This window comes from Lelliottia sp. 489 (assembly GCF_050435885.1).
Taxonomy (GTDB): Bacteria; Pseudomonadota; Gammaproteobacteria; order Enterobacterales; family Enterobacteriaceae; genus Enterobacter; species Enterobacter nimipressuralis.
Genome location: NZ_JBNDLC010000003.1, coordinates 128,224 through 140,509, shown reverse-complemented (window position 1 = coordinate 140,509; position 12,286 = coordinate 128,224). Strand labels below are relative to the sequence as shown.

Here is a 12,286-nt window from a genome sequence, read left to right as displayed (position 1 = left end):
AAAATGACAGCGAGGCGCAAATGAGCTTTTCCGTAGATGTGCTGGCGAAGATCGCCATTGAATTACAGACCGGTATCGGCCATCAGGATCGTTTCCAGCGGTTAATTTCAACCCTGCGTCATGTGCTGGAGTGTGATGCCTCGGCGCTGCTGCGCTACGAAGGGCGACAGTTTATTCCGCTGGCGATCGACGGGCTGGCGCAGGACGTGCTGGGGCGGCGCTTCACCCTCGAGGGCCATCCGCGTCTGGAGACCATCGCCCGCGCGGGTGACGTGGTGCGTTTCCCGGCGGACAGCGATCTGCCCGATCCCTACGACGGCCTGATTCCCGGCCAGGAGAGCCTGAAGGTCCACGCCTGTATCGGTTTGCCGCTGTTTGCCGGGCAGAATCTGATTGGCGCGCTGACCCTCGACGGCCTGCAGCCGGATCAGTTCGATACCTTCAGCGACGAAGAGCTGCGGCTGATTGCCGCGCTGGCCGCCGGGGCGCTTAATAACGCGCTGCTGATTGAGCAGCTGGAGAGCCAGAACATATTGCCGGGCAGTCCGGCGGTGTTTGAGCAGGTCGCGCACACGGAAATGATTGGCCTGTCGCCGGGTATGGCGCAGCTGAAAAAAGAGATCGAGATTGTCGCGGCGTCGGATCTGAACGTCTTAATCAGCGGGGAAACCGGCACCGGGAAAGAGCTGGTGGCGAAGGCGATCCACGAAGGCTCGCCGCGCGCGGTTAATCCGCTGGTGTATCTGAACTGCGCCGCGCTGCCGGAAAGCGTGGCGGAGAGCGAGCTGTTCGGCCACGTGAAAGGGGCGTTTACCGGGGCCATCAGCAACCGCAGCGGTAAGTTTGAAATGGCTGACAACGGCACGCTGTTCCTCGATGAAATTGGTGAGCTGTCGCTGGCGTTGCAGGCCAAACTGCTGCGCGTGTTGCAGTACGGCGATATTCAGCGCGTGGGTGACGACCGCAGCCTGCGGGTAGATGTGCGCGTGCTGGCGGCGACCAACCGCGATCTGCGCGAAGAGGTGCTGGCGGGCAATTTCCGCGCCGATCTGTTCCATCGCTTAAGCGTGTTCCCGCTCTTCGTGCCGCCGCTGCGCGAGCGTGGCGAGGATGTGGTTCTGCTGGCGGGCTATTTCTGCGAGCAGTGCCGGTTGAAAATGGGGCTGTCGCGCGTGGTGTTAAGCCCCGGTGCGCGCAGGCATCTGCTGAATTATGGCTGGCCGGGCAATGTGCGCGAGCTGGAGCATGCGATCCATCGTGCGGTGGTGCTGGCGCGCGCGACGCGCATCGGCGATGAGGTGGTGATCCACGCGGCGCATTTTGCGTTGCACGATGAGGCGGTGCCTGTCTCGCAGCCGGACGTGCCAGCGATGAGCAATGCCAACCTGCGTGAGGCCACGGAAGCGTTTCAACGTCAGATGATTACCCGCGCGCTGGAGCAGAATAACCGTAGCTGGGCGGCCTGCGCGCGGGCGTTAGAGACGGACGTCGCCAACCTGCATCGGCTGGCGAAACGTCTTGGGCTGAAGGGTTAGATAATCCCGGCCTGATAGAAGTCCTGCAGGTTGATGGCGCCGCACAGTTTGCCGCTGTCATCGACCACCGGGGCGGCGGTGATTTTGCGCTTCATCAGTACTTCTTTGGCTTCGATAGCGCGGCTTTCGGCGTTGAGCGTCAGGCCGCCGGTGGTCATGGCATCGCTGACGACCGCTTCCAGCTTGCCGCCGCCGACCAGCCAGCGACGCAGGTCGCCGTCGGTAAAGACCCCTTTGACCAGCCCGTTGTCATCACACACGGCAACCAGCCCCAGCCCGGTGCGGCTCAGTTCGAGCATTGCGTCCATCACGCTGGTGGTGAGTTTAACCTGCGGGATGGCGTCGTCCGTACGCATCAGATGATGCACTTTATTCAGCAAACGTGCGCCCAGCGCGCCGGCCGGGTGTGAGCGGGCAAAATCTTCTTCGTTAAAACCGCGCGCCTGCATGACTGCCATCGCCAGCGCATCGCCCATCATCAGGGTGTTGACGGTGCTGGACGTTGGCGCGAGATGCATCGGGCAGGCTTCGCGCTCCACGGAGATATCCAGCGTGGCTTTGGCGGCCAGCGCCAGCGGCGAGCGCGATTTTCCGGTCATTGCCAGCAGGGCGACCGATTTTTCCTGCAGACGCGGAATGATCAGATCCAGCTCTTTCGCTGAGCCGGAGTAGGAGATAAACAGCATCACGTCACGGCTTTCAATCATCCCCAGATCGCCATGCAGCGCTTCGGCGGGATGAACAAAAAACGCGGGCGTGCCGGTGCTGGCGAGGGTGGCGGCTATTTTCTTACCGATATGACCGGATTTCCCGATGCCCGCGACAATCACTTTGCCTTCGCAGTGGATGATGGTATTGGCCGCGCGCACAAAATCGTCGCCCAGCCTTTCCGGCAGGCGGCTGGCTTCCTGAAGCTCCAGCATTAACGTCTGACGGCCTGTGTTTAGCAGAAAATCACTCATTTCTCTCTCCGGTTACGATCACGTCGATTCCTTTCTCTTCCAGCGCTTTTTTGAACACCGAGTCGATGCCTGCGTCGGTAATCAGCGTATCGACGCTTTCAAGGCTACAGACAATATTGGGGCTTTTGCGGCCAAACTTGGACGAGTCCGCCATCAGGATCACTTCCCGTGCGGCGTTGCACATGGCCTTGCTGACGCTGAACACCTCGTTGAAGGTGGTTACACCCGCGTTCAGATCAATACCGTCGGTGCCCATAAAGAGTTTATCAAAGCTGAAATGGTCGAAGGCGTTCTCCGCCAGTTGGCCGTGAAAAGACGCCGATTTTTTACGGAAGGTGCCGCCGGGCATCAGGATGGTCTGCTCGCTGTCAAACTCGGACAGGGCATTGACGATGTGCAGGCTGTTGGTCATCACCGTGATGTTATTAAAGCGGCTGAGCATCGGGATCATCTGCAGGACAGTGCTGCCCGCATCGAGAATGATAGAGTCGCCGTCGTGAATAAACTGGACGGCGGCTTCGGCAATCAGCGCTTTCTGGTGGGTATTGATCAGGGTTTTATGGTCAATCGGCGGATCGGCTTCGTCTTTGTTGAGTACCACTCCGCCATAGGTTCGAATGACTGCGCCAGAGTTTTCGAGCAATACCAGGTCCTTGCGTATTGTCGTGCCGGTGGTGTCAAAGTAGTGGGCCAAATCCTCTACCGAGCATTTTCCCTGCTTTTGCAGATGCTCCAGAATGGCCGCCTGCCGCTGACGTGGTTTCATAGGCGCTTCGTTCCTTACGTTGCGAAATGATAATTTCGCAAGCCTATAGCTTTCAAAACGAAATTATCCATGTTTCAGATTAAGCGCTAATGATAGTGCATTCTGACAGAGTGAATCATGGGGAAAGATCACATCAGGCTGTAATTCCTGCAATGAAATGCCGTTGATTGCCTGGATTTTCGCCGGTCGGGCAAATACGGTCATCCCGCGCATGATCAGTGAGTCGCAGACGTTGTTGTCTTCGTCCAGCGCAATCGCCACCACCACGCGGGGTTTGAAGCGTCCGCCTGAGCGCCCAACGCCCACGCGGCCTTTCTGACACAGGGCATCGAACGCCCGGTTAAACTGGTGAATTTGCCAGCCGCCAAACGCCATCTGGCAGATCCAGGCGATGGCGGCGACGGTGATGAGTGCGGTAACCATTTTAGCTCCTTTGGTATTCCCTCCCCCTCACGAGGGGGAGGGGGACGTTAGCCTGTTTAATCAGAACATCACCTGCCCGCCGGTGACGTTAATTGACTGCCCGGTGCAATAAGAGGCTTTCGGGCTGGCATAAAACAGCAGCATATTTAATACGTCCTGATAGTCGCAGCCGCGCTTCAAAGGCACTTTATCGATGTAATACTGTTCCACCTCATCAGCGTTAATGCCAAGCTTGGTAGCGTATTGCGGCAGCAGAGACTGGAACATTGGTGATTTCAGCAGGTTGCCAAGCATCAGTGAATGCACGGTAATCCCGTATTCGGCCAGATCCAGCGCCAGAGACTGGGTCAGCCCGACGCCGCCAAATTTCGCCGCGCTGTAGCCGGAGTTATGCTTGCTGCCCACTTTGCCGGATTTTGAGTTGATCTGAATGATGCGCCCCTGGATACCGTCGCGGATCATCAGGCGGGAAAACTCGCGTGCGCAGAGGAAATAACCCACCAGGTTCACCTGCAGTGAACGGTCAAAATCCCCCAGCGCGAAGTCGCTGATGAAGGCCGCTTTCGCTATTCCCGCGCTGTAAACCAGCAGGTCGGCGCGGCCAAAAATCTCATCCACGCCCTGGGCGAGCGCCATCACGCTCTGCTCGCTGGTGGCGTCGGCACCAAAACCATATGCCATCCCTTCACCAAACTCAGTGTTAATGGTGTCCGCCACGCGGGCGGCTTTTTCACTCTGAATATCCACAACCGCCACGCGGTACCCTTCTGCAGCAAGCCCACGGCAGAGGAACTCGCCTAAGGTTTGGCCCCCACCAATGACAACGGCAACCTGACTCATGTGATTCTCCTTAAATTACGCAACAAATTTTAATGTGCAGCCGGTGGTAACAGCCTGCGGAACCGGGCCATCCACGTGAACCGTACCGGGGTATTCCGCCTGCGGCTGGCCGTCGAAACGCAACGTGATGTGCCCCAGCTCGCGTAGGTTTTGTTCAGCTACGTCGCCGACGGCGGTGACGGCATAGCGCGCGTCACCCAGCTCCAGCTGGCTGCCGACCTTTAGCTCGCCGTGTAGCTCGCCGTGGCAGTGGATAAAGCAAAACTCTTCGATATCCGCAGGCGCCCCTTCGCGGAAGGTAATCAGCATCTGGTCGCTCAACGCATCGGCTGCGCTCTGGCCGATGCGGGTAATGGTGGTTTGGTAAATCACGGTCATCGCAGGAACCTCTTATTGATAAATAAAGCCGGAGACAAACCAGGCAATCAGCACTGTCGGAGCGCCCGTCAGGAAACGGCTGACCAGCACGGACGGCACGCCCACGCGCACGGTGTCCTGACGCGCTTCCGCAAGGGACAGCCCAACGGGAATGAAGTCGCACGCCGCCTGGGCGTTAATCGCAAACAGAGCCGGAAGGGCAAGGTGTGGAGGGATATTGCCTAACCCAATTTGCACGCCGATCAGCACGCCGATAACCTGCGCAATCACCGCACCCGGCCCGAGGAACGGCGACAGGAGCGGGAAGGAGCAGATCAACGCCAGCGTCACCAGCCCAAGCGGGTGGCTGGCGAGCGGGGCGAGGCCGTGGGCAATCCAGTCGCCCAGACCGGACGCCATGATGATGCCAATAAGCGCCGAAACGAACGCCATAAACGGCAGAATGGTTTTCAGAACGGTATCGATGGTGTCGCGCCCTGACTGGAACAGCACCGCGACGGCCGACCCCATTCCCATACCCACTTTCGCCAGCAGGCCGTCGCTCTGCTCGGTGATTTTTTTACTGGTGTCGTAATCCCGCGGCGCGGCTTTTGGCTGAGCAGGGGAGCCATCAACCAGGCGAATGTTTTCTTCTCTGACGCCGGACACGTAAATATCTTCGAGGATGTACTGCGCCAGCGGGCCTGACTTACCGGTTGCGTGAATATTCACTGTCGGAATACGGCGCTTCGGATAGATGCCGCAGCGCAACGTGCCGCCGCAGTCGATCACCGCTACCCCAATTTCCGCTTCAGGCGGCTCGCCCTCTTTGAAGCCATCGACCGCTTCCCAGCCGGTCAGATCGCGCAGCTTGTCGACAATTGCCGGACGCGTGCCTGCGGTGATGTAGACGATTTTCTTGCCTGCAACGGCATCGAACTCCAGCGGGCCGCCCCAGCCGCCTTCACCTTTTTCAATACGAATACGGCTCATGCTGTGGCTCCTGAAAGATGGACTTTCTGTTCAAGCTGGATGCCCATTTTTTTCTCAAAAATGGCGGTGGTGAGATCCGTCACCCAGCCGCGGAAGAAGTTGGTGACCAGGCCAACCAGCAGATAGCTCACCGCCAGCGGGCCGAGCGGCAGGCCAAGTGTGGTCAGGCCGCTGGCAATGCCGAGGTAAACAAACAGTTCGCCGGGGTTGATGTGCGGGAACAGGCCGTTCATGGAGTGGCAGCTATAGGATGCGGCGGCGTAATAACTCGGCTTGTACTTTTCTGGCATAAAGCGGCCGAGGCTTAAGGTCATCGGGTTGCAGAAAACAAAGGTTCCGATGAAGGGCAGAACAAGATAGCGGGACAGCGGGTTTCCGGCGCAGCGCTGAGCGAAGCGTTCGATACGCTGCTGGCCGATAAAGTTAATCAACGCATTCATGATTACTAAGAGGCTTATCAGCAGGGGCAGGATGCCGGTCACCATACCGGTGAACACCTCTCCGCCTTTCTGAAACAGCCCGATGAACCACTCGGCGCCGTGGGTGATGGTTTCTATCATTCTTCTCTCCTGTGGGGCTTTTTTGTTTTGGTCTGACTGCGGCTAATAATAATCACTTTGAAAGGTTTTAAAGTGTTAATTAGATCTCACAATGAAAGAAAAATGGATTATTTTGAAAGTTAATTGATGGGGTGACGACTTTTTGGATGAAAAAAGCACCGATTTGCGTGGGGGAGCGTAAAGATTTTACGGGGGAGGTGAGTACCGCTTCCTTGAGGCATTGCGGATGCTTTACCATACTTGCCACTTATCGAATTCGTTAAATGGATGTCTCATGGTCAAGCGTCGTTACGCAGCGCTCTTACCCGCGCTGATTATGCTTGCTGCCTGTAGCAGTAAGCCGAAAACAGAGGAAGTTCAACAGACGGCGGGCGCCCCATCGGGTGGTTTTCTCCTTGAACCGCAGCACAACATGATGCAGATGGGCGGGGATTTCGCCAACAACGCGGCCGCCGAACAGTTCATCGATAAGATGGTGAACAAACATGGTTTCAATAAACAGCAACTCCACGAGATCTTGTCTCAGGCGAAGCGTCTGGACTATGTGCTGCGTCTGATGGACCGCCAGGCACCGACGGCGCAAGTGCCGACCGGGCCAAACGGCGCGTGGCTGCGCTATCGCAAACAGTTTATTACCCCGGATAACGTGCAAAACGGCGTGGCGTTCTGGAATCAATACGAAGATGCGCTGACGCGCGCGTGGCAGGTGTACGGCGTGCCGCCGGAAATTATCGTCGGGATTATCGGCGTGGAAACCCGCTGGGGCCGCGTGATGGGCAAAACCCGTATTCTCGATGCGCTGGCGACGCTCTCCTTCAACTATCCACGTCGTGCGGAATACTTCCAGTCTGAACTGGAAACCTTCCTGCTGATGGCGCGTGACGAGCAGGACGATCCGCTCGATCTGAAAGGTTCATTTGCGGGTGCGATGGGCTACGGCCAGTTTATGCCGTCCTCCTATAAAGAGTACGCCGTCGACTTTAACGGCGACGGGCATATCAACCTGTGGGATCCGGTGGACGCCATTGGCAGCGTGGCGAACTACTTCAAAGCGCACGGCTGGGTGAAGGGCGATCCGGTGGCGGTGCAGGCGAACGGCCAGGCACCTGGGCTTGAGAATGGTTTCAAAACGAAATACAGCGTGTCGCAGCTGGCAGCGGCGGGTTTAACGCCGATGCAGTCGTTGGGTGATCATCAGACGGCCAGCCTGCTGCGTCTGGATATCGGCACTGGCTACCAATACTGGTACGGTTTGCCGAACTTCTACACCATCACCCGTTACAACCACAGCACGCACTACGCGATGGCGGTGTGGCAGCTGGGCCAGGCGGTTTCGCTGGCGCGCGTACCGGCGGCATCACCGTTTAGTCAGTAATCTTGCATTTTGCCGGGTAGCGGTTTCGTCTTACCCGGCCCGCACCCTCCACGAGTATTGCCCGTTAAGCGAATCGTCACCGGGCAACACTCGCTTTTGACAGAAACATTTCGCCACACTCCCACTCTTTTATTCGCGTTTACATCTGCATCGCATTTCATTATTGTTATGTTATAACATTTGATGATGGTGCAACGATGTCTCTCTTCTCTCTTTCTGCGCTCAATCGCCTGTTACTCGCGGCGATTCTGATTGCGCTGATTGGCCTGGCGGTGCGCTGGGCGGTGGTTCTCCCATGATTGAACTGCAAAATCTGGTGGCAGGGTATGACCGCCAGCCCGTCACGCAGATGCTGAATGGTGTGATCGAACGCGGCAGTATGACGGCGATTGTCGGCGCGAACGGCTGCGGCAAATCGACACTCCTCAAAACCCTGGCGGGATTTATTCCGCCGGTTAGCGGGGGATTTCGCTGGCGCGAGAAACGCCCGACGATCGGCTGGCTGGCGCAGCGTCATATGCTGGAGGCGCAGTTCCCCCTGACGGTTCAGGACGTAGTGAGTATGGGCTGCTGGCCGCAGATTTCGCTGCTGGCGGCTTTTCGACGCGAAACCCGTCTGAAAATCGCCCATGCCCTGGAGCGCGTCGGCCTGCAGGATCTTGCAGCCGCCACCATCGACGAGCTATCGGGTGGCCAGTTTCAGCGCATGTTGTTCGCCAGAGTGCTGGTGCAGCAGGCGCCGCTGGTGATGCTGGATGAGCCGTTCACGGGGGTCGATGAAGCTACCTGTAATGTGCTGATGGAATTGATGCTGGAAATGTATCTGAGTGGGCAAACGGTGCTGGCGGTGCTGCATGACAGCGAGCGTGTATCGCGCCATTTCCCGCAGACATTGCGGCTGGATACGGCGATACCCCACTGGGGCGCGGAGCGGGTGAGAGTCGCATGATCTGGCATATTTTCTTCCAGCCGTTTATCGAATACGGCTTTATGCGCCGCGCACTGGTGGTGTGCCTGGCGTTGTCCGTCAGCACCACAATGCTCGGTGTTTTTCTGTTGCTGCGGCGTATGAGTCTGATGGGTGATGCGCTGTCACACGCCATTTTACCGGGCGTGGCGGTGGGGTATCTGATCAGCGGAATGTCTCTGCTGGCGATGAATATCGGCGGGTTTATCGCCGGGATCGTCGTGGCGCTGGTGGCAGGTTTAGTCAGCCGACGCACGCCCCTGAAAGAGGATGCCAGTTTCGCCGGGCTGTACCTGGGCTCGCTGGCGCTGGGTGTGACCCTGGTTTCGCTGCGTGGTTCGAATGTCGATCTGTTGCATCTGCTTTTTGGCTCGATTCTGGCGGTTGATAACAGTGCGGCCCTGTTTGTCGCCGGTGTCTGCGCCCTGACCTTAATGCTGCTGGCCCTGTTTTACCGCGGGCTGGTGACCGAGGCGTTTGACACCGCGTGGCTGCAGGCCAACAAACACTGGCTACCCGCGCTACTGCACGGTTTGTTCCTGGCGCTGCTGGTGCTGAATCTGGTCGCCGGATTCCAGGTCCTCGGCACGCTGATGGCGGTAGGTCTGATGATGCTGCCTGCTGTTGCCGCTCGCTGCTGGATGCGCACCTTACCGGGGCTTCTGCTGATGGCAGGCGTCAGCGGCGTTTTCTGCGCCTGGCTCGGATTGAGCCTGTCGTGGGCAGTGAGCCTCCCCGCCGGGCCTTCCATTGTGCTGACGGCCAGCGGCTGGTTCTTTATTTCGGTTTTATGTGGCTCGCGCAGCAGGCTGCGTGCGCATTTTTAACGCAAGGGGAAATGATGAAGAAGACAGGGGTAATGATGGCGCTTGCGCTGGGGCTGTTGTCGCAAGGCGCGCTGGCAAAAACGCTGAACGTGGTAACCAGTTTTTCTATTTTGGGTGACATCACGCAAGAAGTGGGCGGCGACCATGTAAAAGTGACGACGCTGGTGGGGCCGGACGGCGATCCGCACACCTTCGAGCCGTCGCCAAAAGACAGCGCGGCGCTCAGCAAAGCGGACGTGGTGGTTGTGAATGGGCTTGGGCTGGAAGGGTGGCTGGATCGCCTGGTTAAAGCCTCAGGTTTTAAAGGCACGCTGGTCGTGGCATCAAAAGGGGTGAAAACCCATACGCTGGAGGAGGACGGCAAAACCGTGACCGATCCGCATGCCTGGAATAGCGCTGCGAATGGCGCGCTGTATGCACAAAATATTCTGGCAGGACTGGTCAGTGCCGATCCGGATGAGAAATCGGCGCTGGAGGCCACGGGCAAACCCTATATTACGCAGCTGACACAGCTCGACGGATGGGCGAAATCGCGCTTTAGCCAGATCCCGCAGGAGAAGCGCAAAGTCCTCACCAGCCATGACGCCTTCGGCTATTTCAGCCGCGCCTACGGCGTGACGTTTCTGGCCCCGCAAGGCCTTTCCTCTGAGAGCGAAGCCAGCGCCGCGCAGGTGGCGGAGATCATCAACCAGATTAAAGCCGATGGCGTCAAAACCTGGTTTATGGAGAACCAGCTCGATCCGCGTCTGGTGAAGCAGATTGCCAGCGCGACGGGCGCCCAGCCGGGTGGAGAGCTTTATCCCGAAGCGCTTTCCGCCAAAGGTGGCGTGGCGGATACTTACGTGAATGCGTTTCGCCACAACGTCAATACCCTCGCCGACAGCATGAAATAATCAGCCTTTCCACGCCGATGCGACCGCATCGGCTTTTTTCTGAAGCCTCCTCGTAAAACCGGAACCTCATCCCCATATCCCATGAGAAAGTGCTATCTTGTGCTGCATGTTTTTCAGGAGCCTAAAGCGATGATGACTGACCATGAATTGATGCAGCTGAGCGAAGTTGTGGGCCTGGCGTTGAAGCAGCGCGGCGCGACGCTGACGACGGCTGAATCCTGCACCGGCGGCTGGGTGGCAAAAGTGATTACGGATATTGCGGGAAGCTCCGCCTGGTTCGAACGCAGTTTTGTGACCTACAGTAACGAAGCCAAAGCGCAGATGATTGGCGTGCGCGAATCGACGCTGGAACTGCATGGCGCTGTCAGCGAACCGGTGGTGGTGGAAATGGCGATTGGCGCGCTCAAAGCGGCGCGTGCGGACTACGCGATCGCCATCAGCGGTATTGCCGGGCCGGACGGTGGCAGTGATGTCAAACCTGTGGGCACCGTCTGGTTTGGTTTTGCCACTTCCCAGGGGCAGGGCCTTACCTTCCGCGAATGCTTCAGCGGTGACCGTGAAAGCGTGCGCCGACAGGCGACGGAATATGCGTTAAAAATGCTCTGGCAACAATTTCTACAAAACACTTGATACTGTATGACCATACAGTATAATTGCACCAACAGAACAGAATTCACTATCCGGCGCACATCCCCGGCATGACAGGAGTAATAATGGCTATCGACGAAAACAAACAGAAAGCGTTGGCGGCAGCACTCGGCCAGATTGAAAAACAATTTGGTAAAGGCTCCATCATGCGCCTGGGTGAAGACCGTTCCATGGACGTGGAAACCATCTCCACCGGTTCGCTTTCTCTGGATATCGCACTGGGTGCGGGCGGCCTGCCAATGGGCCGTATCGTAGAAATCTACGGGCCGGAATCTTCAGGTAAAACGACCCTGACGCTGCAGGTCATTGCAGCCGCACAGCGCGAAGGTAAAACCTGTGCGTTCATCGACGCCGAACACGCGCTGGACCCAGTCTATGCACGTAAACTGGGCGTTGATATCGACAACCTGCTCTGCTCTCAGCCAGATACGGGTGAGCAGGCACTGGAAATCTGTGATGCCCTGGCGCGTTCAGGTGCTGTAGATGTGCTGGTTGTCGACTCCGTTGCCGCGCTGACACCAAAAGCGGAAATCGAAGGCGAAATCGGTGACTCTCACATGGGCCTCGCGGCACGTATGATGAGCCAGGCGATGCGTAAATTGGCTGGTAACCTGAAGCAATCCAATACGCTTCTGATTTTCATCAACCAGATCCGTATGAAGATTGGCGTCATGTTCGGTAACCCGGAAACCACTACCGGTGGTAACGCGCTGAAGTTCTACGCCTCTGTCCGTCTGGATATCCGCCGTATCGGTGCGGTGAAAGAGGGCGATAACGTCGTTGGTAGCGAAACCCGCGTGAAGGTCGTGAAGAACAAAATCGCTGCGCCGTTCAAGCAGGCTGAGTTCCAGATCCTCTACGGCGAAGGCATCAACTTCTTCGGCGAGCTGGTGGATCTGGGCGTGAAAGAGAAGCTGATTGAAAAAGCGGGCGCCTGGTACAGCTACAACGGCGACAAAATTGGTCAGGGCAAAGCAAACGCAATCTCCTGGCTGAAAGAAAACCCGGCGGCAGCGAAAGAAATTGAGAAGAAAGTGCGCGAACTACTTCTCAACAACCAGGACTCTAAGCCTGACTTCGTTGTCGATAGCGCTGATGCTGAAGAAACCAAAGAAGATTTCTAATCTCTTCGTCTAAAAA

14 protein-coding genes are annotated in these 12,286 nt (G+C 57.5%); 7 read left to right on the top strand and 7 right to left on the bottom strand.

Annotated features, from left to right (window positions below; genetic code table 11):
* The first annotated feature begins 20 nt into the window (after nt 1-20).
* Nucleotides 21-1,535 carry a nitric oxide reductase transcriptional regulator NorR gene (gene norR / locus ABIE11_RS11930; protein WP_100779168.1) on the top strand — a complete coding sequence of 505 codons (1,515 nt, stop codon included), beginning with the start codon at nt 21-23 and terminating at the stop codon, nt 1,533-1,535.
* On the opposite strand, the gene gutQ is transcribed toward norR, so the two are convergent.
* The 7 genes from gutQ to srlA form a co-directional block, all read right to left on the bottom strand.
* Nucleotides 1,532-2,497, bottom strand: a complete 966-nt coding sequence (gutQ, locus tag ABIE11_RS11925) for an arabinose-5-phosphate isomerase GutQ (protein ID WP_107702960.1) — start codon at nt 2,495-2,497, stop codon at nt 1,532-1,534. The genes norR and gutQ overlap by 4 nt on opposite strands.
* Entirely contained in the window at nt 2,490-3,263 is a 774-nt protein-coding gene (gene srlR / locus ABIE11_RS11920; RefSeq protein ID WP_429184566.1) for a glucitol operon DNA-binding transcriptional repressor SrlR, read from the bottom strand. The genes gutQ and srlR overlap by 8 nt, the downstream gene beginning before the upstream one ends.
* A 63-nt stretch (nt 3,264-3,326) precedes the next feature.
* Nucleotides 3,327-3,686, bottom strand: coding sequence for a transcriptional regulator GutM (gene gutM, locus ABIE11_RS11915; protein WP_100779171.1), 360 nt, complete (start codon nt 3,684-3,686; stop codon nt 3,327-3,329).
* A 60-nt stretch (nt 3,687-3,746) separates the two neighbouring features.
* Nucleotides 3,747-4,526, bottom strand: a complete 780-nt coding sequence (gene srlD, locus ABIE11_RS11910) for a sorbitol-6-phosphate dehydrogenase (RefSeq protein ID WP_100779172.1) — start codon at nt 4,524-4,526, stop codon at nt 3,747-3,749.
* Nucleotides 4,527-4,541: 15 nt separating this feature from the next.
* Complete coding sequence (srlB, locus tag ABIE11_RS11905) at nt 4,542-4,904, bottom strand: PTS glucitol/sorbitol transporter subunit IIA (protein WP_102105420.1); 363 nt, start codon at nt 4,902-4,904, stop codon at nt 4,542-4,544.
* Between the two features lie 12 nt (nt 4,905-4,916).
* Nucleotides 4,917-5,876 carry a PTS glucitol/sorbitol transporter subunit IIB gene (srlE, locus tag ABIE11_RS11900; RefSeq protein WP_100779174.1) on the bottom strand — a complete coding sequence of 320 codons (960 nt, stop codon included), beginning with the start codon at nt 5,874-5,876 and terminating at the stop codon, nt 4,917-4,919.
* The gene (gene srlA / locus ABIE11_RS11895; protein WP_023333189.1) at nt 5,873-6,436 is read right to left on the bottom strand and encodes a PTS glucitol/sorbitol transporter subunit IIC; all 564 of its coding nucleotides are present in this window, start codon (nt 6,434-6,436) and stop codon (nt 5,873-5,875) included. Before srlA ends, srlE begins: the two co-directional genes overlap by 4 nt.
* A gap of 274 nt (nt 6,437-6,710) precedes the next feature.
* Here srlA and mltB point away from each other — a divergent pair, with 274 nt between their 5' ends.
* From mltB to recA, 6 genes are all read left to right on the top strand, one after another.
* Complete coding sequence (mltB, locus tag ABIE11_RS11890; RefSeq protein WP_187469886.1) at nt 6,711-7,811, top strand: lytic murein transglycosylase B; 1,101 nt, start codon at nt 6,711-6,713, stop codon at nt 7,809-7,811.
* A 295-nt stretch (nt 7,812-8,106) separates the two neighbouring features.
* Nucleotides 8,107-8,760 (top strand): metal ABC transporter ATP-binding protein, encoded by a 654-nt coding sequence (locus ABIE11_RS11885; RefSeq protein WP_429184565.1) that lies wholly within the window; start codon nt 8,107-8,109, stop codon nt 8,758-8,760.
* On the top strand, nt 8,757-9,605 hold the full coding sequence (locus ABIE11_RS11880) for a metal ABC transporter permease (RefSeq protein ID WP_429184564.1): 849 nt from the start codon (nt 8,757-8,759) through the stop codon (nt 9,603-9,605). The genes ABIE11_RS11885 and ABIE11_RS11880 overlap by 4 nt, the downstream gene beginning before the upstream one ends.
* A 14-nt stretch (nt 9,606-9,619) precedes the next feature.
* Nucleotides 9,620-10,498: a metal ABC transporter substrate-binding protein gene (locus ABIE11_RS11875; RefSeq protein WP_429184712.1), complete on the top strand. Its 879-nt coding sequence runs from the start codon at nt 9,620-9,622 to the stop codon at nt 10,496-10,498.
* Nucleotides 10,499-10,630: 132 nt separating this feature from the next.
* Complete coding sequence (gene pncC / locus ABIE11_RS11870; RefSeq protein ID WP_429184711.1) at nt 10,631-11,128, top strand: nicotinamide-nucleotide amidase; 498 nt, start codon at nt 10,631-10,633, stop codon at nt 11,126-11,128.
* Nucleotides 11,129-11,211: 83 nt separating this feature from the next.
* Nucleotides 11,212-12,270, top strand: a complete 1,059-nt coding sequence (recA, locus tag ABIE11_RS11865) for a recombinase RecA (protein ID WP_100779179.1) — start codon at nt 11,212-11,214, stop codon at nt 12,268-12,270.
* The last annotated feature ends 16 nt before the right edge of the window (nt 12,271-12,286 follow it).